The organism is Nibrella saemangeumensis, assembly GCF_039541915.1.
GTDB lineage: Bacteria > Bacteroidota > Bacteroidia > Cytophagales > Spirosomataceae > Nibrella > Nibrella saemangeumensis.
The window spans coordinates 313244-338628 of sequence record NZ_BAABHD010000083.1; the positions used below are offsets into that span (position 1 = coordinate 313244).

Genomic DNA, 25385 nt, shown 5'->3' on the forward strand with positions numbered 1-25385 from the left:
TGATCATGCAACTAATCCTGAAACTTTTGTCCTACATCGGCCTGCTGCTGACGGTACTGCCCGCTTTTGGTGTGTTCTACGGGTTTTTATCCGTAGGGCAGCACAAAACACTCATGCTGGTGGGGATGCTGCTCTGGTTCGCCACCGCGTCGGCTCTAATGCTTAAATCCCAACCACGATGAGCCTACCGACCGAAAAAGCTGAACACCGGAAAACGGACAGGCCTGCCCTGATTTCGTACCAAACCTACTACGACAAAGTGCTGGGCGGCTGGACCGGCAAATGTGCGGGAGGCATTCTGGGTGCCCCCATCGAGGGGTTGAAACGGTTTAACGACATTGAGCTGTCGGATAGTCTTTTCGATACCAATTTTCCCAACGACGATCTCGACCTTCAGGTACTCTGGCTTGATGTGGTGAAAAAGCGCGGCCCCACGCTGCGCGAGAGCGACCTGGCCGGGCATTGGCTGGCGCACGTTGGGTTTCCCTGGAATGAATACGGTATAGCCACCCGCAACCTGCGGCTGGGACTGTACCCCCCGGCGTCGGGTAGCCACAACAACCAGTACTGGCAGGAGTCGATGGGCTGTCCCATCCGGAGCGAAATCTGGGGTATGCTCAATCCTGGTAATCCCGAACGGGCGATGTTTTACGCCCGGATGGATGCGAGCCTGGACCATGCCGGTTTTTCGGTTGATGCTGAAGCCTTTCTGGCGGCCTGCGCGGCCCTGGCCTTCGTGGAAGATGATGTACGGGTAATCATGCAACAGGGAGTGAGCTACTTTTCACCGGACGCTACGCTGTACCGGCTGGTATCGTCGGTACAGACCTGGTATGCCGAAGGGGGGTACGCTGTGGCCATAGGCAAGATAAAAAGCTATTGGGGCGACGCCGATTTTACATCAGCGCCCATGAATGTGGGCTTTACGCTGCTGGCCCTGCTGCACAAGGGCAACGACTTCTCGTGCGTACTCGACGCGCTGCACATGGGGCATGACGCCGATTGCGTCAGTGCTACCGCGGGAGCGCTGGTGGGGATTATTTCCGGGTATGAAGCTCTGTCTGACACCTGGAAACGTCGGGTGGGTAATGAACTGCTCATTAGTGCCGAAATTCACGGCATCGACGCACCGGCCACCCTTTCGGACCTGGCCGAACAGACCTGCCGGGCGGGCCGGTCGTTTATTGATGTGAGTGGAGACCTTGTTTTTTCGGACGATTGGCCCCAGCCCTATCCGGTTCAGCCCAATCGCTTTCACCTAACCCTGTCGCGGGACAAGGCGCTTTGGTTGCACTATGACAATCTGGAAGGCTCCCCGCAACAGGTTGAACTTTCCCTTACGGCCGGTCAGAATTTCCTCCCGCTGCCAGCCTTAAAGACCTGGCTCGATCCATTTGACAGCCAGACACTGCATTGCCCGCTACCCGAAGCCCAGCACGGACCACTGGCCGAAACATACCGGATTCAGGTATGCATCAACGGAGAGCCAGTGGCTACGTTGACGCGTGGTTTTCCGCGCTATGGTGCCTGGCTGCTGCTGGGGCCGTTCATTGAGGATGACCCCGCCCAGATACCCTGCGACCCGCGTTACCCTGAACACGGCTTGTCGTCGCTGCCGTCGGTTCGTTACATGAACCACGACCGCATTAGTCAGGATAAGGAGTTTTTAAGCCTGGACGACATCCGGCGTATTGCCGATGAGCCTACCTGGGCTACGCATCCGTTTATGGTGCAGCGCATTCAGCCGGCCAGTTTTGCTATTGACCTGCCTGCCCATTATTACGGGCGGGGCGAACGAACACTCTACCTATACAGCCGCCTGACCTTACCGGAAGCTACCCGCCTGTGGGTGAGCATGGGCTGTACGGCTCCTTTTACGCTCTGGCTCAACGGCGAACGGGTGCATCAACAGACAGAAACCCGCCGGACATGGCCGGGACAAACAGCGGTGGACTATGCGTTTCGGGCCGGTGAAAACGACCTGCTCATGCGCATTGACGCTGTAACCGACGAACCCCGGCTGGAAATAGGGTTCAAGGAGTTTACCCACCGCCACCCGCATCAAAGTCAATGGGCGTTGGTGGTACCAACGGTTTAACGTTATCGACATGAGACATGTACTTATACTAATGACTGCCGGGCTGGCAATTTGTGCGCTGACAGTCAGCTTGCTGGCGGTTCGGTTAGCCAAATCCGGCGGCTCTATGGCTGGTGACCACCGGGCACAGGACCGCCGGAATACGGCGACCGGTGCGCCGGCACGACCTAACATTCTGCTCATTATTGCCGACGATTTGGGGGTGAACGATCTGGGCAGCTATGGCAACGCCTACATTGAAACGCCCCATTTGGACAGCCTGGCCCGGTCGGGGCTGCGGTTCACCAATGCGTACGCGGCCTGCCCCGTTTGCTCACCCAGCCGGGCGAGCGTTCTGACGGGTCGTTACCCCGCCCGCATTGGCCTGACCAACTTTATCATCGGTAAGCGGACCGACCCGGCCTCACCCGTGTTACCCGCCGATTACCTCGACCACCTGCCCTTATCGGAAGTGACGCTGGCCGAAGAACTCAAAAAAGACGGCTATACAACCGCCCTTGTGGGCAAGTGGCATCTCGGCGAAAATACCCGCCCCGCCGACTCCGACCCGGCTAAACAGGGATTCGACTACGTAACGGACTATGATTTCGGCCTGCTGCCACGTGGTCAGTCGTATAAATGGTACCGAACGGGCGATAGGCTTACGGCCTACGAACTGCCCCAATTGAACGAACGCATCACCGCCCACGCGCTCGAATACCTGCGTCAGCCGCATAAAGAACCGTTTTTTCTGATGCTCACGCACTACTCGCCCCACCTGCCTCTACAGGCCACAGCGGGTATGAAGGCGAAATACGAGCGAAAGCCGCACCCCAAACCGGGCAAGATTAATCCCCTGTACGGGGCTATGGTCGAGGAACTGGATGGGCACGTAGGACGAGTGCTGGGAGAGCTGGAGCGACAGAGGCTAACTAGCAACACGCTGGTCATTTTTATGTCGGATAACGGCGGGCTGGCGGTAGACGAAGCGGGGGACCGCCAGCCCACCACCAACGAACCGTACCGCGCCGGAAAAGGTATTCTATATGAAGGGGGAGTCCGTATCCCGCTGATTGTAAGCGGAACGGGCTTAGGTAACCTGGGCACATCTGATCACCTCCTCACGACTACCGACCTGTTCCCGACCCTGCTGGAGCGGGTACGGGGCCGGGCAACAGCTTTCGCGGCTCCAATCGACGGAAAGAGCTTTGCGCCCCTGCTGACGAAACAGGCCGTTCAGGCACGTGGGCCGGTCTTCTGGCATTATCCGCATTTTAGTAATCAGGGGGGACGACCTTCGGCGGCTATCCGCCAGGGTGATTATAAGTTGATTCTCTCCCTCGAAAACGGACAGACCGAACTCTACGACCTGCGAACAGATCCCGGCGAAACGACGGATCTGGCCCGCAAACTGCCCCGGCAAACGGCCGAACTGAAAACGAAGCTCCTGAACTGGCAACGCAGTGTACGGGCCAATATGCCCAAACCTAACCCGGCCTATCGATGAAAATTCTGCTTGTCGTCACCGCCTGTTTACTGGCTACGCTCGGGCAGGCACAAATTCCGGTTTCCGTCGGCCCGGCGCACCGCATCCGCCCCGAATGGGTGGGCGTCAACGGCAACGTAACGGGCCAGAACATGCCCTGGAACAATCCGGCCCTCGTAAACGGGCTTAAGAAGACGGGGGCCGGCACCATCCGTTACCCGGCCGGTACGATCGCAAACTATTGGGATTGGGACATCGGCTGGATCGATCCTGCCGTACCCGATAGTCTGATGATCCGCTGGGTAGTGCAACAGGGGCTGAACCGGAGCCATGACCGCTATCCACTGGAGAACCTTGCCAAAGCGTTGCGTGAAACGGGCGTTACGCCGGTATTTGTGCTGAATATGCTATCCAAAGACCTTGACCACAGTTTACGCGGTCTGCGAAAAGCGAAGGCTTTGGGGTTGCCCGTCCGGTTTGTCGAACTGGGCAACGAACTATACTTTAACCTGCCCTACGAAAGCCGGGTATTTCCCACACCCGAAGCATACGGCCAAACGTGTCGCAACTGGATTGAGGCTATTAAACGGGAGTTTCCCGGCGTTCAGTGCGCCGTGTTAGGTACCGAACTGGCCCGCAACGACCGGCAGCGCGACTGGACCCGCCGGGTGCTGGCCCAGGTGCCAAACGCCGATGCCGTTATTTTCCACGTCTATACCCCCTTTGGGCTCGACGGCATAGCCGAGCGGGCGAACAACAATGCCGGGCAGGAAGGGGTGACCAACGGCCCAAACAGGCAACCCTTAGCCGACCGGCAACAGACCGAACTGACCCTGCTGAACGACGCCGGTGCTTACGCCCGGATGATCAACACCGCCTTTGGCGCGGCCCGGCGACTTAGAGGCATGAACACCCCCGCCGATAAAGAAATCTGGGCGACCGAGTTCAACGTCCGGGCCGACAGCAGTGCCGTGCGCGGCACCTGGGCCAACACCCTGTTCGTAACGGCCTTTTACCTGAGTTTTCTCGAAAGCAGACAGGTGACGCTCACGCACTACCATAATATCCAGGGAAATACATTCGGGGCCTTGTACAACGATAACCGGGCATTTGGGCATGTCGTCCATACGAAGCTCAGCAACCGCCGGGGTGCGCTCTCAGCCGGTGGAATGGCCCTGTCGGTGTTTGCGGAACAGACGCAGGGCGCCAATTCGGCCCGGCCGCTCACGTTTGGAAACGGTCTCACGCTGCAGCCCACGGGCGGTTCGGCGTTTCCAGCCCTGCAGGGCTGGCTGTTTAATACCGGTAAGGGCCTGATTGTCAATTTTTCAGGTCAGCCACAAACTATTGATGTGTCGGGGCAGGAAGGCCTGTCTACCTACCGGCAGTTGGCCGGAGGCCTGTCGCAGTATGTGCAGGACGTCGACGGACTTGACCTAACTACCGGCTCCATCAGCAAGACCCTGCGGCTTCCGCCATACTCTATAACCCTGCTTCGTCCATGAAAATCATTCTCCCCCTCTTCCTTGGCATTGGCCTGCTTGCCATACTGGCCTCTCGTCCGACCATTCACTCCAATCCCGACCAACGTCCCAACGTGCTGTGGATTATGGCTGAGGACATGAATCTGCACCTGGGTTGTTACGGCGAGAAGCTCGTTTACACCCCCAATGTAGATTGGCTGGCTAAACACGGTGTACGCTACGACCATGCCTTTACGGTTGCCGGAGTGTGTGCGCCCAGCCGGGCGGCCATTATCACCGGTATGTATTCAACCGCCATTGGCACCCAGCATATGCGGCAGGCCAAAAGCCTCACCCCGTACCCCGGTGTGCCGTTCTACAATGCTGTACCGCCACCGGCGGTTAAAGCCCTGCCCGAATACCTGCGGCAGGCCGGCTATTTCTGTACCAATAACCTCAAGACCGATTACCAGTTCGGAACTCCCTTCACTGTTTGGGACGACCACAGCAATACGGCCCACTGGCGCAACCGCCCCGACCCGGCTCAGCCGTTTTTCTCGGTATTTACGTTTGAAATTACCCATGAGATTAACGTCTGGCCAGACTCCACCAAGTGGCGGTTTTTCCGGGAGTTCGGCGTAGATACGGCCCGGCTGGTCAGGGATGTGCGGAGACGCCCCGCCATTCCTGACCGACACGTGGTTCGTCCCCAGGATGTAACGCTGCCGCCCTATTACCCCGATGATGCAGTGGTACGTTCCGACTACGCCCGGCACCTGACCAACATCAACCGGATGGATACGCAGGTAGGACAGTTGCTCAATCAGTTGCGGGAGGATAAACTGCTCGATAATACCATTATCGTGTTCATGGGGGATAACGGCGACGGCATGCCCCGCGCCAAACGCTGGCTGACCGATTCGGGCATTCGGGTTCCGCTGATCGTTTATATCCCGGATGTCCTGAAGAAGCGGTACCGGGGCCAAACCACGGGCCTTGACCGGCAGCTCGTCAGCTTCATTGACCTGGCACCCACCATGGCCGGCATAGTAGGCATTGAGCCCCCAGCGCATTGGCATGGCCGGGCATTCCTGAGCCTGAAGCCACTGACGAAACCCCGGCAGTATATCCATGCCGCCCGCGACCGCATGGACGATAAGTACGACCGCATCCGGGCCGTTCGTGACAGCCGCTATACGTACATCCGCAATTTTAACCCGGAGCTGCCTTATACGCAGAAGCTCGATTTCCAGTGGCAGATGCCCATGATGCAACGGATACTGGCCCTGGAAAAAGCGGGTAAACTGACGCCCGTGCAATCGTACTGGTTATTCAATCCGAAGCCGGTCGAAGAGCTGTACGACGCTCAGACTGATCCCCATCAGGTACGTAACCTGGCGGGTAACCCCGCCTATAAGCAACAGCTGACGGCGCTCCGCACAGAGCTAAACCGCTGGCTGACGCAGACGGGAGACTGGGGCGCTATGCCGGAAACCGAACAGGCCGGGAAAATGTGGCCTGGTGGCCGGCAACCCGTTACGGCCGATCCTGCGTTTGGGCGTGATGCTGAGGGGCGGTTAGTCATTCAGTGCGCAACCGAAGGCGCTTCCATTGGATACCAGCTGCCTGGTGAGACGCGGTGGCGGCTTTATACCGGGCCTCTTTCAACCCAAACGCCTGTCGAAGTAAAAGCCGTCCGCTACGGCTGGGCCGAGAGTGCATTAGTAACATCACCTTGACTCAGGATACGGAAATTGTCTGGGTGAGCCACCCGCTTAGCGGACTCCTATCCAGCGTCTCCAAAAACGAAAAATACTAAGGCGGACAGACTATCAAGAAACGACGAATTTCGTTACTTTTGCTCTATTGTAGACTCACGTATCTAAACGTACCGTATATATGAAATTCATCGTCTCCTCATCTGTACTACTGAAAAACCTGCTGAATATTAATGGGGTTGTAGCGACCAATCCCATCGTGCCAATCCTGGAGAATTTCCTGTTCCGCATTGAGGACGGAAACCTTACCGTCACGGCGTCGGACCTGCAAACGACTATGATTACGCAGATTCCCGTCGATTCGTCGGAGAACGGCTCCATCGCCATTCCGGCCAAACTGCTGCTCGATACCCTGCGCAGCCTGCCGGAGCAGCCCATCACGTTCAACATCAACACCGAAACTTTCGGCACCGAAATCCTGACCGACAACGGCCGGTATAAGCTCTCCGGCGAAAACCCGATCGACTTCCCCAAGATTCCGTCGGTTAACCGGAACCTGTCGGTTGAACTGTCGTCGGATGCCCTGGCCAGTGCCATTAACAATACCGTCTTTGCCACTAGCACCGATGACCTGCGCCCGGCCATGACGGGGGTGTACCTGCAACTGACCGACGAGAACGCGACGTTTGTGGCAACGGATGGTCACCGCCTGATCCGCTACCGGCGGACCGATATCCAGTCGACGGCCAACACGTCGATGATCGTTCCGCGCAAGGCCTTGTCGCTGCTGAAAACATCCCTTCCGGAGAATGTACCGGTGAAGGCTGAATTCAGCCAGTCCAATGCTTCGTTCTCGTTTGGGCCGACGCAGTTGATCTGCCGGCTGATCGACGAGCGTTTCCCGGATTACGAGAACGCCATTCCGGTGAATAACCCGAACGTGATGACCATCGGCCGCACCGACCTGCTAAACTCGCTGAAGCGGATCATGATTTACGCCAACCGCACCACGCACCAGATCCGGCTGACGCTGCGGGCCAACTCACTGACTATCTCGGCAGAGGACCTGGATTATTCCAACGAGGCAAATGAGAAGTTGCTTTGCGACTACGATGGCGACGATATGGAAATTGGATTCAATGCCAAGCTGATGGCCGAGATGCTGAATAACATGAATGCCAAGATGATTTCGCTGGAAATGTCGGCACCGAACCGGGCGGGTATTATGGTACCGGCCGATAAAGACGAAAACGAAGATATTCTGATGCTGGTCATGCCGGTGATGCTGAATACCTACGCTTAATAATTGCCTTATTCAATACAGGAACGCCCCGGCTGCTCAGCCGGGGCGTTCCTGTATCAGGACCTTAATGTCGACTTCACTGCACGGGCATAGCCTTGTTGATATCAATCCGGCCCCAGCCGAAACTGCCGTTGCGGTTGGGGTAGTTACTGGCTGCGGCTGCGAGCTGACCGACAACCTGGTCCCTCGTCAGGCCGGGGTTTCTGGACCAGAGCAGGGCGGCCATACCCGCTGTGGTGGCCGTAGCTACTGAGGAGCCACCTACGGTAGAGGGTGCATCGCCCGACATGGCCAGCGTGGGTACGTGCCGTTCGTTGGCGGCTTTTTCCATCACCACTACAAAGTCAATTTCACTGCCTTTGTGGCAACTGTTACAGGCTTCGTCATACGTCCGGTCTTTTACCCCCGTTACGGCCTGTACTTCCGGCATGGTAGCCGGGAATGTGACGCCGTACCAGGTAGTCCAGCTAAAGGACGTACCACCGGCGCAGAACATCAGCTTTCCTTTGTTATAAGCGTACCGGATGGCGTCGGCCAGTTGTGAACTGCTGGTCATTCGGCCCATCGACATACTGACAATCTTAATATCGCTGCGGTTGCCGGCCAGAATATAGGCGTCCGATGCGCCCTTTACCTCGCGGGATTCGTCCAGTACCACATCGGCAGCCGCCCGTACCGTCACCAGATTGGCGTTGTACGCTACGCCGGCCGCAGCGCCGTCGGTACCCCGCGGACCGGCGGCAGCACCGGCCATGGCGGTACCGTGCCCGCAGCCGTCATTCGGTGTTTCGCTGGACGACCAGAAATAGGCTTTGGGCAGCGTGACCAGCCGCTCGATGGTTCGTCCCGTTGAACTGCCCTGGTTGAAATTAGTAGTCAGGTTATTCTGGTCGGGGCTGGAGCCGGTATCGATGATCATCAGCTTTACACCGGCACCGGAGCTTTTAGCCCAGGCATCCCGGACGCCATGGAACGGGTGGTGCCAGGAGGATTTTGTGCCGGGTGCTATGGTGATGTAGTCCTCGTTTTCGTAGAGGGGTATGTCGGCAATGTTGGAGCCGCAGCCGCTGCTGGAGGCCACTTTGGCACGGCTGCTGGTACCTGGCTCGTAGCCAATGGGCTCTGCATACCGCACTAGCCCGGAGGACCGGAGTTTTTGGATGGTGGACAGGCTCTTCACCCGAACGTCAAGTACCGGCAGCACTTCTTCGGGATAAGCCTCCAGATCGGCCAGGGTAAGGCTTGGCGTTACTTTGCGCTCTTCCGTTAAGATCAGGTTCAGCACCTGCTCTCGGGCTTGTTGCCAGGCACCTTCGTGGATGTTGATGGTGTGAATGGTTTCGCGGAGGTCACTGCTTACCCCGGCAGACTTGTAGCCTACCGACAGCACCCCGTCAGACTGGCGGAGAGCGCTCCAAACCAGTTCCTCAGAGGCCATATTCCAGCGGAAGGCTCCGGTCGTTTGCAGCTTCTGCCAGATCAGCGCGTCGATCTCGGTGGTTGGCCGAACAGAGGAAGGCGATACCGTTGCCGGCTCGTCGTTCAACCGGCAAGCCTGGGTAGCCACAACCAGGAAGGTGGCGATGTAAATTTTCTTCATAAATCATTGGGGTTTAGAAAAGGTCGATGACAGATCGATGGCCTTATATTAAGGCAATAAAATCTTGGATAGAAACAATACACAAAAAAGCCGCCGGCATTTTATCCAGCGGCTTTCCGGCCAGCATCAGCGAAAAGGAAATAGCTGTTACAGCTTATACACCACGGTGAATTTCATCCGAACCTCCTCATCAACCGGAATAGTCATCAGCGTGGGCCGTTTAACGTTATAGTCGCTGAGCTGAAGGTCAAAACCGCCATCAACCGTAATCCGGCCGTTGCCATCCTTACGGGTCGCCTGCACCGTTATCGGTTTTGTCACGTTATGAAAAGTCATATTGCCTTTAATGGTTAAACCCCCGTTAGCCCCTGCCTGAATGTTCTGGCTGACAAAGGTGACGTTTGGGTATTTTAAGGCTTCCAAGGTTTCCATGGCATTGGAGTCCCGGTTGGCGTTACCACTGTCAAACGAGGCTACTTTAATGGAGACGGCCACGTTTTCAACGGCCTGCGTTTCATCATTGTACACGATAGCGCTGTTAACGTCGCGGCTTACACCCTCCCAGCTATGCATCGGATGCTTCATGGCATACGTTACCACCGACGCCGATTTGTCGGCCATCAGTTTGCGTTTTCCCCAGAGCGGATTGGCGGCCGGGCTCCAGGCACCCGCAAAAGTCAATACGATTACCAGCGCAGCCAGACGGCTGCCTTTTACATACACCATATCATACAGAAATTAAGGGCGTTTATCAGAACTTGATAGCAATAATGGAAGCTGCGTAAGCGCCGAAAGTGGTAAAGGCGGCCGCCCGGTGATAGGGTTTTAGCTCGGCGTTACCCGAAATACGGCGGGCCAGCATATTGGTAGCAATCATACCCGTTAAATGCACAATGGCTAAGGCTCTGTGTACCTTGATCGAGTTAATACCTCGTCGTTGCCCAACCAGCGGGGGCGGGGCCGTCAGCGACAGCAACGCCGTGGTTCCATACGCAACATTGATGAAGGTGGCAATGTCTTCGTGCGTGTCCCTCAGCTTTACATAATCCGGTCCTTTGGCTTTGTACAACCGCGAGCCTACAATGCCTTGGGCGATCATACCACCGAGGGTGGCAAAGCCCAGAATCTGGTGGGTTTTCAGCATCGTCCGGCGGAGCTTTAACTCTCTTTCCCGTTTGGCTGCGGTTAGCGGAGCCAGGCCAGTCACCCGTAGTAAGCCTTTCTGTCCCCAAAGCGCCCGTTGTGTAAATACCATGTTGGCAGGTAACAGCGGCTGACTCTCGGTTGTCTCTGAGAGCCCGGCCAGCAAATCAGCCGCCGACGTGCTGTCGGCGGTGATTACCGTGTCCCGTCCGGTTGCCGGTGTGTTCTGGGCCAGTACACCGGTTTCTACCAGCAGCGTCAGGAGGAAAATCAGAACTCTTGCCATAGACTACTCGGTGATCCGAAGCGTATTATTGTTGTTGGTCAGTTCTGTTTTGTAGACCTTAAGGGCGTTGGTTGGTGGGGCCAGCTTTACGCTGCCGTCGGTGTTGAACTGACCACCATGATTATTGCACAACAGGTCATCGGAGTTCGACCGGTAATCCAACCCTCCGCCTTCATGCGTACAGGTTTTGGCTACGGCGATATACCGTCCGCTCTTGGCGTTGGCGATGAGCACATCCCCGATTTTGGTGTAATTCCCCTGCGTTTTCAGCGTGCTATACGTACTCGAAGTCAGATCAAGGGTAAAATCCACCTTTCCTTTACTGGCTTCTGCATTGCCCGCAAAGCCAACTGTACCGGTGCCGGGGTTATTATTATTGTTGTTAGAAGGGGCCGGATCATCTCCATTTGAACAGGAGGTCAGTGTTCCCATGCAGTAAAAGGCCATCAGGGCGCTCGTGCTCAAGCCTAAAGTCCGCAGAAAGTCTCCGCGCTTCATTTTGTCTGGGTTAATAACTTCGTTTTCCATAGGATAGGGTAAATTCAAGGTTGTGTTATAACGAAAAATTAGTGTAAGTACATATTAAAGCCGGTAACGAACTGATAAGAAAGCTCCGGTGCTCAGTAAATGGGCTTTAAAATAACCCACTGGCTTCAGGGATACTTTAACAAATGGCTCCACCTGCCACGATAGTCGTCTGCTGATGTGATTCTCGTAGCCTAGTGACAAGTTCAGATTGCTAAGCGTATAAGTACCGGTTTTTCCGTCCCACTTACGGTATTTTATTCGATAATCGTTTGGGTTGGCATACACGTAGTCGTACGTTTCGCGCAGCATGATGTAACTGGTGGCACCACTGCTGACAAACCATCGGCTTTTTATTTCCGGTTTGGCTGGGTGCCGGCGCAGAATGAAATCATACCGGATGTTAATCGGTACGTCCAGCATATTACATCGTCCGGCCACGCTCTCGGGCATTACCGACCAATGGTAATAGCCTGGAAATTCATATTCCTCAACGGAGGCCTGATAAAATTTTACACTCCGCAGAACGCCAGTCTGTACACTCCAGCGGTTCGATAGCCGGTATTGCAGCAGCATGCCCACATTGGTACCGGGTCGTTCAAAATCTTTTAAGCCAATGGTCGTCAGGTCCGGAGACACCAGAAACTGAATGCTTAATCCCTTTTGCTGTGCCAGTACTACCGGCTTAACCGGCTTTGTTGTATCTGTGTAAGCTATTTCATCGTTAAGCGGCTGGAACATCGGTGGCCGGAAAGCATGCGGAGGTAGATACAGCAGCGTTGGTAAACGAAGACGTTCTGTCACCGCAGCATCCGACAAAACATACGTGTCAGCTACCGGGCCTGGATTTGCCGTTGGGTAGAAAGGCTGCTCAGACGATGAACCGCTTTCTGGTGGATCCGAAGCCGTATTTTCTCTCGTTGAGCCAATACCCGGGTTAGTATGCCCCGCCCGTTGGTTGTTGGCTGAAGTGCCGTATGATTGCTCTTGTAATCCGGCCACTGGTTTCGTATTGACTCTTGTATGGCTAATCGTCTGATGTCGTCTTTCCTGACGGCTGAACGCTGTTTGTTGATTGACAGGTCGATCAGGGATAAAGCCTGAGCCCGACTGAGCCTGATTCGTGCCGGAGGAAGCTGATGCCTTGTTGCTTGCAGGCATTTGAGGCTGAGCCACACCAGCCTGTTCGCGAGTTCCAGGCGTTTGTTGCCCCTGGGTTATTTCAACCTGGGAAGCCTCGGCAAGTGGGCTTTCAGACTTGCTCTTTGAAAGCTGCGTTTTATCTTGCCGGTTGGTGATTTTGGTAGTGTTTGTGACTGGGGTAGATTCCGGAGAGCGGAAATACCAGTAGCCACCTGTCAACAAAAGTAAAAGGATGACAGGCGTAGCCCACCGCCATACCTGTCCCCACAAGATGCCCCGGTCATGGTTGTCTAACCGACGACGCATATCCTGCCAGTGGTCGGGCTCATAGGGTGGCTCAAACTCTTCAGCCGACTTTCTGAAGAGCTCATCCATTTGCTCATCGGATAACTCTTGCATACTTATCTTGACTTGACCCGGTCAGACGCGACCCGGTCTGGCTTTTTTTTAAAAACATCGCTTTCAGATTCTCCCGCGCCCTCGACAGGTTCGACTTCGACGCGCCCACCGAGATACCGAGCTGACTGGCAATTTCCTCGTGGCTATAACCATCCATCACATACAAGTTGAACACCAGCCGGTAAGCCGGCGATAGCAACTGAATCAATTCGATCAACTCTTCATGCGCTAACTGACTAAACCCATCGGCTCCCGGCTCGGCGGCCTGTTCGGCCTGGCTCAAATCCTCCTGCCGGTAATGCTGTACCGCTTGTCTGTACTGGTCCAGCGCCGTATTGATCAAAATCCGGCGAAGCCAGGGCTTGAAGGGCTGGTTGAGATCAAACTGGTCCAGCCGGGTGAAAACTTTGAGAAATCCGTCGTTCAGCACCTCCATCGCTTCGTCGCGGGTGGGCGTATACCGCAGACAGATACTCATGGCATACCCGTAAAACTGCCGGTACAGCAATTCCTGACTACGTCGGTTGCCACGCAGGCAGCCGGCCAGCAGTTCAGTTAATCCGGGAGGTGCAGGAGCGTTGGACATTGCCAAACGACGGTTAAGAAAATGAAACGTTGTGCTTTAAACTTTTCCCTTGTCAGGGAGCTTCGGGCGTGTCTTTGTTCACCACCGGCCAAACGCCCGGTTTGGGAAAACTTACGCCCTTAGTGCTACCCCGCTGGTTATTATCCTGTCCGAAATAATACAGCGGCCATCCTTTAAACGTAAGCTGATTGTGTCCTGCCACCTGTATGGTGCCAAACAGCGATTTGTCGACTGTTGACGGCACCTGTTTCAGAGCGTCCTCTACCAGAGGCCAGACTGAGTTATTGGTAAAATCAGCTTTCGTGAAGTTGTTACTATTTTTTTTATCGTTGACAAAGCCGTAGATGGTTCGGCCAAGTCCATCCACAAAATACAGTGTGTTTCCGGTGCCTTCCTGGTACGTGCTCGTGTATGTTTTGCCGTCGTGACCCTTTAATTGCCCTCTGGCAATCATGATTGAATAATCAGGCTTGGCAACGAACCAGACCCCACTTACGTTTTCGCCCTTTATGTCGCCCGCCTGGGTGTCGCTTTGGTAGTAGTATAACGGCCAGCCTTTATAAGCAGTTTGCTTGGTGCCATCCGGCCGGGTTAGGGTCGTGAAGTCTGCCGCATCTAATCCGCTGCTCAGACGCAGGTTCTCTTTATAAAAAACCGGCCATGTGTCCTTACAAGCCCCGGCACAGGCTGAATTGCCATCGGCATCTGCCGAAAAGAAGTACAATGTACGGCCATTTTCGCCAACCAGCACGTTGCCCAGTGTGGTGCTACCCAGCGCTACATCAGGCTGGGGTGTTGTGGTATCGCCATTATTACAGGCAACTACCGCAGCGGCTACCAGCGTAACGGCTACTAAAACTCGACTGAGATGAGTAAAGGTAATCATGTTTTCAACTGTTTAGTGAGCGAACAAAAGCAGTTGAACCGGTTCAGTAGCTAATACGCAGGTTTTGGGTGGCTGGTTGCGTGGGGAGAAAAAAAGTGGACAGTAGGCAGTTCTCAGTAGGCAGGTGTAGCAGAGTGAGCGTAGCAAAACAGAAAGCCCCACCGAAATGGCGAGGCCTGCCATTCTGCCAACTGAGAACTGCCTACTGAAGCTTATCCCTTCAAAATGGTATGTCCCATTTTGTCGCGCTTGGTCATCAGGTAGCGCTCGTTATGGGGATTGGCGGGGATTTCAATGGGGATAGCGTCGACAATCTCCAGGCCGTAGCCCATCAGGCCGGCGCGTTTTTTGGGATTGTTGGAAATCAGCTTGATTTTATGAACCCCCAGGTCACGCAGGATCTGAGCGCCAACGCCATAGTCGCGCTGGTCCATACCGAAGCCCAGCTCCAGATTAGCCTCGACCGTATCGCGGCCCATTTCCTGAAGTTTATAAGCCTTTAGCTTGTTAAGCAGGCCAATGCCCCGGCCCTCCTGGTTCATATAGAGGACTACGCCTTTACCTTCGCGCTCAACCATCTGCATGGCCGCGTGGAGCTGTCCTCCGCAGTCGCAACGGCAGGAGCCGAAAATGTCGCCGGTCACGCAGGATGAGTGAACCCGTACCATCACCGGTTCGTCAGCCTCCCAGGTGCCTTTTACCAGCGCCAGGTGGGTATCACCGGTATTGCTTTGCCGATAGGCGATCAAATCAAAGTGTCCCCAGTCTGTGGGCATATCAACCCCAATTTCCCGTTTGATAAGGCTTTCGGTACGTAGCCGGTAGGCGATCAGATCCTGGATGCTCACCAGCTTCATGCCAAAGCGGTCGGCGATTTCGCGCAGTTGGGGCAGTCGGGCCATGGTACCGTCTTCATTCAGTACCTCGATCAGCACACCGGCGGGTTGCAGGCCCGCCAGTCGGGCCAGGTCTATAGCCGCTTCGGTATGACCCGCCCGGCGGATAACACCACCCATAACGGCCCGGAGCGGAAAAATATGGCCGGGGCGACCCAGGTCTTCAGGCATGGTGTTCGGATCAACAAGCGCACGGATGGTTTTAGCCCGGTCGGAGGCCGAAATACCGGTGGTACAGCCGTTGCCCAGAAGGTCGACCGACACGGTAAACGGGGTAGTATGCACCGAAGTATTATTGCCAACCATCATTTCCAGACCCAGTTCCTGACAGCGCTCCTCCGTGAGTGGAGCGCACATCAAACCCCGTGCCTCTTTTATCATGAAATTTACCATCTCAGGCGTGGTCATTTCAGCCGCGCAAATCATATCGCCCTCATTTTCACGATCTTCGTCGTCGACAACGATAATGATCTTACCATCGCGAATATCAGCAATAGCCTCTTCAATGGAGTCTAGCCGGATGTTGGTATTATTATTGCTCATGCGTTTGTTTGATGCGAGCCGGTGGAATATCTTTACTTACCACTAAAACCCGTTTAGGCAAAGATACGTTTCTTTAAATGCTAAAATGTAAGGTTGACGCGTTGTATCAATAAACCACGTAAACGTACCCATTAACGACTAAATTATTACCCCTGCGTGAATACTTACCGGAAGAGGCCTGCTGTTTACAGGGCGAATGTTTGGCGGTGGCATTTGCTGCTCTTTATGGCGTTTATAAGCCTGAGCCAGGTGCTGGCACAGGACTTATGTGATAAAGCTCAGCGGCCGGCAACTTCGGTAGAAGGAGACTTTACCGTTCTTCCTTCTACTACAGTATGCGTAGGGAACGAAATTCAGGTTGCAAACCAGAAATTACAGGCCCAAAGCGTTAAGTATCACTACAATTATAAACCAGGGGATGATTTAAACGGTGGCTCTGTCTCTACTAAGCATGTCTATACTACTGCTGGTGAATATAAAATTTTACAAACAGGGAGTCTGAATGGGACAGGTATGTTGGCTTGCCGGACCGTACAGGTGCTGAACAATTCTAAAATCGATTTCTCGGTGAAGCCGTGTGTTGACAGAACAGTTGTTATAGATATTAATTTAAATAGTGAAACGCGCAAATATGATAAGGTAAGGATAAGCTGGGATGGTGTGTCTTTGGAAGAGGTCGCTATTGCTGATCTTGAAAAACAACCTACTCGCACCCATACTTATCCGGCCTCCACAAGACTTACTTATGATATTTCTGTATTTGGCGTTCATAAAGGAAATGCTTGTCTGGGCATTTTAAATACACTGTCTGTCACTATTGGATCCGCATCGAACAATAACCGCCCTGTGGTAACAACACTGACCACCAGAGACGATAAAACCATAATCCTCCAATATCAGGTTACCGGCAGCGGTCCGGTCGAACTGCACCAGAAAAATGCCGCCGGCGACTATACGCCGACGGGGCAGACCAGCACCAACGGAACGTTTACGGTGCAGACGGATGCCAAAAAGGTCCAGTGCTTCCGGGTGGTCTCCAAAGATGTCTGCGGGAACGCAGCTTCGTCCGAGGATATGTGCAGTATCGTTGCTGACGCAAAGGCTGAAACAAAACAGAACCCAATAAACTGGACCCCTTACACCGGATCAAGCACCTTTCTGCGCTACCGCATCTTCCGGAACGGAGCCGCTAACCCGCTTACCAATATTGCCGAGCGAGCGACCAGTGCCTATGTAGACGCCGATAATATTGACTGTAATGTGCAGTATTGTTACTCGGTTGTGGCGGAGGTGACAAATTGGGCAGGAGGACGAACCATCATTACCTCGGCACCGACCTGTGTGACCGGAATAGGTGGAGGAGACGCACTAGGCGAAATTCAGAGTGTGCTGGTATCGGTCGAAGATAATTATCCCCGGCTGGTTGTTACCACTCCGGCAGTGGGCGGTACAACCCAATACGCTCTCGCCATTGAACGGTCTGACGGACCCAATGGCTTGTTTCAACCCCTTAGCACCATTCAGAATACCAACGTGTTTCGGGATGAGACCGCCCGGTCTAATGAGCGTTCTTACTGCTATCGGGTTACCTATCAGAACAACTGCGGGATGAAGTCCAGTCCGGCCCCGCCCGTTTGTACAGTGTGGCTGACCTCTAAGACGCCAACGGCTATTGACTGGACGGCCGATGCCCCGTTCTTCCCTCAGGACGTTTCCTTCTATACCGTTGAATTTATTGATTCACTCGGCCGACAGGCCCGTGAACACATGAATGTGGGCGGGAACACGCATTTTGAGCCGGATCTGGATGATCCCCGGCTACAGGCCGTACGATTCCGTATTATTGCCAATGCCGGCAATGGTACGGTGAGTTACTCAAACTTTTTTGAGTTGCGCCAAAACGCGAAAATCTTTGCGCCGGATGTTTTTACCCCGAATGGCGACGGCCAGAATGATGAGTTTACCGTAATCGGTAAATACTGGAAGAAATTCACCCTGACAATCTTCAACCGCTGGGGTGAGACTCTTTATCAGACTACTGAAACGGGTAAAGGCTGGGATGGACTTATAAATGGCCAGCCGGCCGAGCCCGGCACGTATATTTACCGGGCCGAAATAGAAGATAATACCGGTGTCCGATCGGTGAAACGCGGTACTTTTCTGCTGATGCGGTAAAAACTTTCCGTCAGGTGCCGGGTTATCCCCTTACCTTAGTTTACTTTGCAGCTATGTTCAACATGATGGATATGTTCGGGAAAGTGAAGGAATTTCAGTCCCGGATGCAGGAGGCTCAACAAAGCTTACACGGAATTTCGGAAACCGGCGAATCGGGGGCCGGCCTGGTTCGGGCTACCGTTAATGGCCTGAAGCAGGTAGTTAAACTGGACATTGACTCCGACCTGATTAAGCCCGACGATAAGGAAATGCTCCAGGATTTGATCGTGGCCGCCGTCAACAAAGCGATGGAGAACATTGAACCCAAAATAAAAGAACACCTCCGGAAATCAACCGAGGGATTGATGCCTAATATCCCTGGCTTCGATCTGGGTAGCATGATGTAAGTACCGGCCGCCCATGCCGGCACCCTCTTTTCATGGACCAGCTCGCCATTGTTATCCTCAATTACAACGGGCAGTCGTATCTGGAACGCTTCCTGCCTTCGGTACTTGCCCACGCCGACGGCTTTCCGGTCTACGTTGCCGATAATGCTTCGACAGACAACTCGGTCGCCCTCCTGCGAGACCGCTTTCCGGAGGTACACCTGCTGCAACTCACCCGAAATGACGGTTATGCCGGCGGCTACAATGCTGCGCTGCAACAGATAAAAGCCCGCTTTTATATCCTGCTTAATTCAGATGTGGAGGTAACGCCCGGCTGGATATGGCCGGTCCTGAACCTGCTGGAGCATACCCCCCGCATGGCGGCCTGTCAGCCCAAAATCCGGTCGTATGATCGCCGGAGCCATTTTGAATATGCCGGTGCCGCCGGCGGATTTATCGACTGGCTGGGGTTTGCGTTTTGCCGGGGGAGGTTATTCGATACGCTGGAAGAGGACTATGGGCAGTACGACGACGACCGGCCTGTTTTCTGGGCTACGGGAGCCTGCCTGTTTGTCCGGGCCGATGTCTTTCACCAAACCGGCGGCTTCGATGAGCTGTTCTTCGCCCATATGGAAGAGATTGACTGGTGCTGGCGGGTGCAGCGGCTGGGTTATGAGGTGTGGACCTGCGGGCAATCGGTTGTCTACCATGTTGGGGGCGGTACCCTGCCAAAAACAAATCCGCAGAAGACCTACCTGAATTACCGCAACAGTCTGATGATGCTGTACAAGAACTTGCCTTCGGACCGGCTGTTTGATACGCTGCTGCTGCGGCTGGTGGTGGATGGACTCTCATCGGCCAGGTTTCTGCTGACGGGGCAGTGGCGTGATATCGGAGCTATTCTGCGAGCCCATTTTGCGTTCTACGGCCGGTTGCGTGACTTGCGGCTCAGACGCAGGCAACTACCCGCCCAAACAGAAGCCACACACCTGCCTGTTTATACGTGCAGTATTATCTGGGATTATTTTGCCAAAGGCCGGAAAACGTTTGCTGCGTTAAACTGGTCAGCCAAAAGCGTTCGCTGGCCCTCCTGAACGGGTTTATTATACGTAGGCTACTAGGCTGGAAACGGTCAGAAATCCCATATGGTAGGGTGAGCGTGGCGCCGGAGGTGCTTGTTCATTTCCATCCAGAATGCCAGAATCAGGTAAATAATGACCGGTGACCCAAGGGTCAGAAAGGATGTATAGATAAAATAAAGGCGAATACTGCTGGCCGAAATGTTCATCATCTCACCCAGCCGGGTACACACACCAAAAGCCTGTTTCTCTACAAAATACCGAATCTTATTCATGCCGAACACAGTTTTCTCCTCTTGCCAATCCTAATTTACCATTTGTTACCACGCAGGCGAACCGAAAGATAAGGTGAGTCTTAAAGAAATTAAAATCTTGAAAAAAAATAGTCAAAAATCACAAAAGTATTGGAAGGATATTATTTGCATTTGAAACAAATTTATTTACTTTGTGTTTCAGGGAGGATGGCTTTTTTATGGAACAGCCTTTTCCACTGTTCAACAAAGTCCGTTGAGTATCTGCCTTGTACACCCACTGGCCGGGTGATTCGGTGCCTGTTTCGCGTTCTTTGTTAGTAGTGCCCCCCAATTCATTTCATATTTCTATTTCTAATTTTTTACATTTTATGCAAACAGGTACAGTTAAGTTCTTCAACGAGAGCAAAGGCTATGGTTTTATCGTTGATGACGAGTCGAATCGCGAAATTTTCGTACACATTACCGGTTTAAACGGTGCCACAATCCGGGAAAAAGACCGGGTTCAGTATGAAGTGGTTGACGGAAAAAAAGGACTCAACGCCGTTAAAGTGAAGAAAGTAGAGTCTGTGATGTAAGCATCTACTGACTAAAAAATAGAAAACCCGAGCCATGATGGCCCGGGTTTTTTCTTGGTGCCTCTACTGTTCCGTCCAGTTTTTTACTTCCTCCAGGGCCGGCATCTTTACCTCCAGCTTAAGCTTTTTGCGGGCACCGCCGAGGTCATTGAACAGTTTGTTGGGGTTGGCTCCTTTTAGTTGCTCTACAGTCAGGATGTTCAGCTTTTGCAGCGCCGGCACCCACTCTTTCGGAACCCCCGCGGCTTCAAAATCAGCCTCAGTTGATGATTCCTGCTTCTTCTCCGGGCGCATTTGCGGGAAGAACAGCACATCCTGAATCGACGGTTGATTGGTCATGATCATCGTCAGGCGGTCGATACCCAGTCCTACACCGGCCGTTGGCGGCATACCGTACTCCAGCGCCCGCAGAAAGTCATCGTCCAGCGCCATGGCCTCTTCATCGCCCCGCTCCGCTAGCCGCAACTGGTCTTCAAACCGTTCTCGCTGGTCAATGGGGTCGTTCAGTTCGGAATAGGCGTTGGCAATTTCCTTACCGTTGCATATGGCTTCAAAACGCTCTACCAGGCCCGTCTTGCTCCGGTGTTTCTTGGTCAGGGGCGACATCTCCACCGGGTAGTCGGTAATAAACGTCGGCTGAATCAGGTTGGGCTCTACGGCATCTCCGAAAATCTCGTCAATCAGCTTCGATTTGCCCATCGTTTCATCCACCTTAATGCCTCGGCTTTCGGCCACCTGCCGCAGGTCGGCTTCTTCCATGCCCGACACGTCGATACCGGTGTATTCCTGAATAGCTTCGAACATGGTCAACCGCTTCCAGGGGCGCTGGAAGTTAATGGTGTTTCCGCCCACGTTTACCTCGGTGGTGCCATGGAGGTCGAGCGCTACTTTCTCGATCATCTCTTCAATGGTATCCATCATCCAGAGGTAGTCTTTGTACGCGACGTAAAATTCTACCTGCGTAAACTCCGGGTTATGGGTACGGTCCATCCCCTCGTTGCGGAAGTCCTTGGCGAATTCGAATACACCATCGTAACCACCCACAATGAGTCGTTTCAGGTACAATTCGTTGGCAATGCGCAGGTACAGCGTCATGTCAAGCGAGTTGTGGTGTGTCCGGAACGGTCGGGCAGCCGCTCCGCCGTGAATCGGCTGAAGGATGGGCGTCTCAACCTCCAGGTAGCCGCGCTGGCTCAGAAACTGCCGGATGGAGTTGACCAGTTGCGTCCGCTTGATGAATACATCCCGTACCTGCGGATTCACAATCAGGTCGACGTACCGCTGGCGGTAACGCAGTTCGGGATCGGTAAAGGCGTCATACACCTCTTTTTCCCCCTGTTCGTTGGTGGCTTCTTTGACCACCGGCAGCGGTCGTAACGCTTTGGTCAGGAGCTTAAATTCTTTTACGTAAACTGATAACTCACCCAACTGGGTTGTGAAGACATGACCCTGTACGCCGATGATGTCGCCTATGTCGAGTAGCTTTTTAAATACGGTATTGTAAAGTGTTTTGTCGTCGCCGGGGCAAAGGTCGTCGCGCCGGAAGTAAAGCTGCATCCGGCCGGAGGTATCCTGCAACTCAGCAAAAGAGGCATTGCCCATAATGCGGAAGCTCATCAGGCGACCCGCCAGGCTGACGTTGCCCCAGCGTTCGTCGCCGGAGAGATCCAGACCAGGCTGGGGTTGTATGGACTGCCGGAGTTCGGCGATGGTTGTGTTGACATCAAACAGCTCGGCGGGGTAGGGGTCGATGCCCATCCGCATGAGTTCTTCCCGCTTCTGCCGTCGGTTTATTTCCTGTTCGCTTAGTTGCATATACGTGGTTACCTTGCATTTGGAGAGTGCAAAAATAGAATAAAAAAAGCACTACAGGAGCCGAAGTCAACATCGGGCTGCCTGTAGTGCGTCGGGTGTACCGAAACAAACTCATTCTCCGACCGTAGTGCCTGACCGGATCACCGACGTTGAGGCCGGTGATTCTTCCGCTTGTGGCATATTGTCTTTCAGGTAGTTGTAATGCGATATAATCATTAGCCTCGCCACTGTAGAACTGATATTAATTTGCCGTGTCTGGATAAACTGCTTCAGTTCATCACCGAATTCCTGCTCCATCTGCGGCCACAGCTCCCGGTCAAAATAATCGAGGTTCGTGAAGGTATTATTGGTGTACACGTAATAATTAAAGCTGTCATAATCCTTTACCAGTTCGCTATCGTCGGCATACAGGACCGGCTGAGCAACTTTAATCGGTTCGCGACCGTGCCGGAGACGCCGGTACACCATATAAGGTCCACTGGTAAACTCTTCAAGGATTAACTGACGAGTCAACGTACGCCGTACCGGATAATCAATAGACACAAATTTCCGTAATGTATTCTGGCCATTATCGAAATAAATGAAATGGTCCACCTGAAAAGCCGAATAGGCTTTAACTGTTCCGCTGGGCATCCGAAGCTGCACAATTTCTGCTTTCCAATTGTAATTAATCTCACCCGTCACTACGGTACCGTTTCTGAGTACCAACTTGCCAGTATTCCAGTTGCCCGGACTGGCGGCTGTTTTTCCTAAGGTAATCAGGCATATAGCCATTACCAATAACCACTTTTTCATACCCGCTCGATGTATTTGTTGTTTACGTGCTTATTTTCTCGAACAGGTTAAGGGAACTTTCCACAGAGCGATGAAAAAAATATGCCACCTTATCAGACGGAAACGTAATCGTCGATAGAATTATAACTTTTTTAAGAAGGTAATGCGTGTATGGGCTGAATAGGACGCGACGATTCAGCGGTAAAAAATTGTTTAGTAGTACGATAACTTTACCGGAGATAATTATTGGATGGAATTGGGGAAGGAGTTCCTCACCTTGTGGAGCAGGGGTTACGCATCGGGGTGTATTCCTGTTAGCTCAAAAGACAATATGAACATCAGAACAAAAGCAGGTAAGTTATTGTATCTGAGCGTATTTTGTTTGGCTTAAGAAGCCTGTCTGTCTGCCGTTCCGGCCTGTAGGGCTGTCTGGCTCAGTTCACCAATCAGCCGTATGCCATCCAGCGTCAGTGAAGGAATAATATCAATAAATTCATCCTGTAGAGTGGGAATAGCGGCCGATAAACCACCGGTTGCTACGGCAATACAATCGCCGTTCAGTTCTGCTCGGGTACGTTGGATTAAAAAACGAATCAAGCCTTCGTACCCCAGCACCACTCCAATCTGAATCGCCTGTGTCGTGTTGGTTCCCAGGGCTGATGCCGGCAATTCAATCGGTACTTCCGGGAGTTGGGCGGTATCGGTAAACAGGGAATGAATGGCGGTACGCAGGCCGGGTGCAATGGAGACACCCACGATCCGGCCGTCGCCGGTGACAACCGTAAATGACAGCGCTGTACCAAAATCGACCACCACGCAGTTGCGCCGGTAGCGCATATAAGCCGACAGGGCATTAGCGACCAGGTCTGTCCCAATCTCGTAAGGACGCAACACCTCAAGCGGCAAATACGGATAGATAGCCGGTCCAACCACTATGGGTTGCGGTTCAAAGAGTACTTGCAGCACGTTTTGAACAATCGGGGTGAGGGGGGGAACTACACTGCTGAGCACAGTAGTGGCTACGGCACCGGGTTGCACGTCCGCTTCGAGCAGCCAGAGCCGCACCTGGGTGGCGTAATGCGTCGCCGGCTCATCGGGCCGGGAGGGCGTACGCCAGATATGCTGCCAGGTTTCGTTGGCATAAAGACCAAAAACGATGTCGGAGTTGCCGATGTCTACCGCTAAAAGCAATGAAATGACGAGTTAAGTGTGATAACGGGGCCGCCCGGCGGTAACGATTTTTGAGTGACTTATATGACAAAGGTAATAGGTTTTTATCTGGTTAGGACTTCCTCTAGCGATGAAAGCCCGTAGCAATGAATTTTAGCGCATCGGTGAGGCCGGTTCGCCAGTAGGTCCAGGTATGCGCGCCGTCGCGCACGCGGTATTCGTGCGGAATCTTACGGTCGAGCAACGCCAGGTGCAGCAGCGCGTTATTGCCCGACAGGAAATCCTCGTCGCCACAGTCTAGGTACCAGCGTACTTTCTTCAGATCACCCTCCGGAGCCGAACGGGCGAGCGTCAGCGGACTGTTGCGTTTCCAGTGGGCGGTGAGCCGGTCCTGGCCACTGACAGGCCCGCTGAGCAGTGAGGCCCATATGGTATTGTAGGTAGGTTCCTCCATACTGGCAATGGTTTCGTCGGTGTACACAGCCGCACTCAGGGCCGCACAGGAGGCAAACAATTCCGGATGGTGCATGGCCAGCAGCAACGAGCCGTGACCGCCCATAGACAAACCGGAAATAGCACGGTAGTCGCGTTTGGTGCGGGTTCGGTAGGTGGAGTCAACATGCGGAATCAGCTCCTGCACAAACATATCTTCGTACCGTACCTTGTTCTGGTAATCATTCATGTACCAGGTAACGCCCGCATCGGGCATGACCACAATCATCGGCGGGAGTTCGCCGGACCTGATTCCGGCATCCAGCAGCCGGTCGGCCTCTCCGAACTGCACCCAGGCCGTCTCGTCGTCGGTATAACCATGCAGCAGATAAACTACCGGATACCGGCGGTTGGAGGTGTAATAATCGGGTGGCAGGTAGATGGAGTAGCGGATGCCCCGGTTCAGCAGCGTACTGCTCACCCGCATACCTTCGAGCAGGCGGGTTTGCGGAGCCGGTACTACCGGCACCGGCGTGTTGGCGGGCGCATCGGTCAGCGCATTCCGGCGACGCGACTGCGCAGATGCCGTTAAACTGATGACTGCACAGAGACTTATAAGAATGAAACGTTGAAGAGACATATATTTCAGACAGATATGACCAGCGCGTTGAGTTTGCCGCTGCCACTGATGA

The 25385-nt window shown here is 53.8% G+C and carries 23 protein-coding genes; 10 read left to right on the plus strand and 13 right to left on the minus strand.

The genetic code is table 11. The features are described 5' to 3' along the window. Window positions 1-5 precede the first annotated feature (5 nt). The 6 genes from ABD949_RS27615 to dnaN all read left to right on the plus strand — a co-directional run bounded on the left by ABD949_RS27615 (window position 6) and on the right by dnaN (window position 8047). On the plus strand, window positions 6-182 hold the full coding sequence (locus tag ABD949_RS27615) for a hypothetical protein (RefSeq protein ID WP_345249204.1): 177 nt from the start codon (window positions 6-8) through the stop codon (window positions 180-182). Further along, complete coding sequence (locus ABD949_RS27620) at window positions 179-2098, plus strand: ADP-ribosylglycohydrolase family protein (RefSeq protein WP_345249207.1); 1920 nt, start codon at window positions 179-181, stop codon at window positions 2096-2098. Before ABD949_RS27615 ends, ABD949_RS27620 begins: the two co-directional genes overlap by 4 nt. A 10-nt stretch (window positions 2099-2108) precedes the next feature. Then, entirely contained in the window at window positions 2109-3584 is a 1476-nt protein-coding gene (locus tag ABD949_RS27625; RefSeq protein WP_345249209.1) for a sulfatase, read from the plus strand. After that, window positions 3581-5068, plus strand: coding sequence for a hypothetical protein (locus ABD949_RS27630; protein ID WP_345249211.1), 1488 nt, complete (start codon window positions 3581-3583; stop codon window positions 5066-5068). The genes ABD949_RS27625 and ABD949_RS27630 overlap by 4 nt, the downstream gene beginning before the upstream one ends. After that, window positions 5065-6765 carry a sulfatase family protein gene (locus ABD949_RS27635; protein WP_345249213.1) on the plus strand — a complete coding sequence of 567 codons (1701 nt, stop codon included), beginning with the start codon at window positions 5065-5067 and terminating at the stop codon, window positions 6763-6765. The genes ABD949_RS27630 and ABD949_RS27635 overlap by 4 nt, the downstream gene beginning before the upstream one ends. Before the next feature lie 160 nt (window positions 6766-6925). Further along, window positions 6926-8047, plus strand: a complete 1122-nt coding sequence (dnaN, locus tag ABD949_RS27640; protein WP_345249215.1) for a DNA polymerase III subunit beta — start codon at window positions 6926-6928, stop codon at window positions 8045-8047. Window positions 8048-8123: 76 nt separating this feature from the next. Here the strand turns inward: dnaN and ABD949_RS27645 are convergent, their stop codons facing one another. The 8 genes from ABD949_RS27645 to ABD949_RS27680 all read right to left on the minus strand — a co-directional run bounded on the left by ABD949_RS27645 (window position 8124) and on the right by ABD949_RS27680 (window position 16054). Further along, entirely contained in the window at window positions 8124-9647 is a 1524-nt protein-coding gene (locus ABD949_RS27645; RefSeq protein WP_345249216.1) for a S8 family serine peptidase, read from the minus strand. A gap of 147 nt (window positions 9648-9794) precedes the next feature. Beyond that, window positions 9795-10373: a YceI family protein gene (locus ABD949_RS27650; RefSeq protein ID WP_345249217.1), complete on the minus strand. Its 579-nt coding sequence runs from the start codon at window positions 10371-10373 to the stop codon at window positions 9795-9797. A gap of 25 nt (window positions 10374-10398) precedes the next feature. Next, window positions 10399-11076, minus strand: a complete 678-nt coding sequence (locus ABD949_RS27655; RefSeq protein ID WP_345249218.1) for a hypothetical protein — start codon at window positions 11074-11076, stop codon at window positions 10399-10401. Between the two features lie 3 nt (window positions 11077-11079). Continuing rightward, a complete protein-coding gene (locus ABD949_RS27660) occupies window positions 11080-11604 on the minus strand; it encodes a QcrA and Rieske domain-containing protein (RefSeq protein WP_345249219.1) in 525 nt (174 codons plus the stop codon). A 54-nt stretch (window positions 11605-11658) separates the two neighbouring features. Beyond that, window positions 11659-13143, minus strand: coding sequence for a porin family protein (locus tag ABD949_RS27665; protein ID WP_345249221.1), 1485 nt, complete (start codon window positions 13141-13143; stop codon window positions 11659-11661). Further along, window positions 13124-13729: an RNA polymerase sigma factor gene (locus ABD949_RS27670; protein WP_345249223.1), complete on the minus strand. Its 606-nt coding sequence runs from the start codon at window positions 13727-13729 to the stop codon at window positions 13124-13126. The genes ABD949_RS27665 and ABD949_RS27670 overlap by 20 nt, the downstream gene beginning before the upstream one ends. A 52-nt stretch (window positions 13730-13781) precedes the next feature. Continuing rightward, window positions 13782-14615, minus strand: a complete 834-nt coding sequence (locus tag ABD949_RS27675) for a hypothetical protein (protein WP_345249225.1) — start codon at window positions 14613-14615, stop codon at window positions 13782-13784. Between the two features lie 212 nt (window positions 14616-14827). Further along, the gene (locus ABD949_RS27680) at window positions 14828-16054 is read right to left on the minus strand and encodes a bifunctional 3,4-dihydroxy-2-butanone-4-phosphate synthase/GTP cyclohydrolase II (RefSeq protein ID WP_345249227.1); all 1227 of its coding nucleotides are present in this window, start codon (window positions 16052-16054) and stop codon (window positions 14828-14830) included. Between the two features lie 846 nt (window positions 16055-16900). Here ABD949_RS27680 and ABD949_RS27685 point away from each other — a divergent pair. From ABD949_RS27685 to ABD949_RS27695, 3 genes are read left to right on the plus strand one after another with little or no spacing between them, the layout of a single operon-like run. Continuing rightward, on the plus strand, window positions 16901-18229 hold the full coding sequence (locus ABD949_RS27685) for a T9SS type B sorting domain-containing protein (RefSeq protein WP_345249228.1): 1329 nt from the start codon (window positions 16901-16903) through the stop codon (window positions 18227-18229). Between the two features lie 53 nt (window positions 18230-18282). Continuing rightward, window positions 18283-18615, plus strand: coding sequence for a YbaB/EbfC family nucleoid-associated protein (locus ABD949_RS27690; RefSeq protein ID WP_345249230.1), 333 nt, complete (start codon window positions 18283-18285; stop codon window positions 18613-18615). Window positions 18616-18647: 32 nt separating this feature from the next. Beyond that, window positions 18648-19688 carry a glycosyltransferase family 2 protein gene (locus ABD949_RS27695; protein WP_345249233.1) on the plus strand — a complete coding sequence of 347 codons (1041 nt, stop codon included), beginning with the start codon at window positions 18648-18650 and terminating at the stop codon, window positions 19686-19688. Between the two features lie 38 nt (window positions 19689-19726). On the opposite strand, the gene ABD949_RS27700 is transcribed toward ABD949_RS27695, so the two are convergent. Continuing rightward, window positions 19727-19948 carry a PspC domain-containing protein gene (locus ABD949_RS27700; protein WP_345249235.1) on the minus strand — a complete coding sequence of 74 codons (222 nt, stop codon included), beginning with the start codon at window positions 19946-19948 and terminating at the stop codon, window positions 19727-19729. A 347-nt stretch (window positions 19949-20295) separates the two neighbouring features. Here ABD949_RS27700 and ABD949_RS27705 point away from each other — a divergent pair, with 347 nt between their 5' ends. Continuing rightward, window positions 20296-20502, plus strand: coding sequence for a cold-shock protein (locus ABD949_RS27705; protein ID WP_345249237.1), 207 nt, complete (start codon window positions 20296-20298; stop codon window positions 20500-20502). Between the two features lie 63 nt (window positions 20503-20565). Here the strand turns inward: ABD949_RS27705 and lysS are convergent, their stop codons facing one another. From lysS to ABD949_RS27725, 4 genes are all read right to left on the minus strand, one after another. Further along, complete coding sequence (gene lysS / locus ABD949_RS27710) at window positions 20566-22317, minus strand: lysine--tRNA ligase (RefSeq protein ID WP_345249239.1); 1752 nt, start codon at window positions 22315-22317, stop codon at window positions 20566-20568. Between the two features lie 111 nt (window positions 22318-22428). Continuing rightward, window positions 22429-23112 carry a hypothetical protein gene (locus ABD949_RS27715; protein ID WP_345249241.1) on the minus strand — a complete coding sequence of 228 codons (684 nt, stop codon included), beginning with the start codon at window positions 23110-23112 and terminating at the stop codon, window positions 22429-22431. Window positions 23113-23478: 366 nt separating this feature from the next. After that, a complete protein-coding gene (locus ABD949_RS27720; RefSeq protein ID WP_345249243.1) occupies window positions 23479-24282 on the minus strand; it encodes a type III pantothenate kinase in 804 nt (267 codons plus the stop codon). A gap of 103 nt (window positions 24283-24385) precedes the next feature. Next, window positions 24386-25333, minus strand: coding sequence for an alpha/beta hydrolase (locus tag ABD949_RS27725; RefSeq protein WP_345249245.1), 948 nt, complete (start codon window positions 25331-25333; stop codon window positions 24386-24388). Window positions 25334-25385 lie beyond the last annotated feature (52 nt).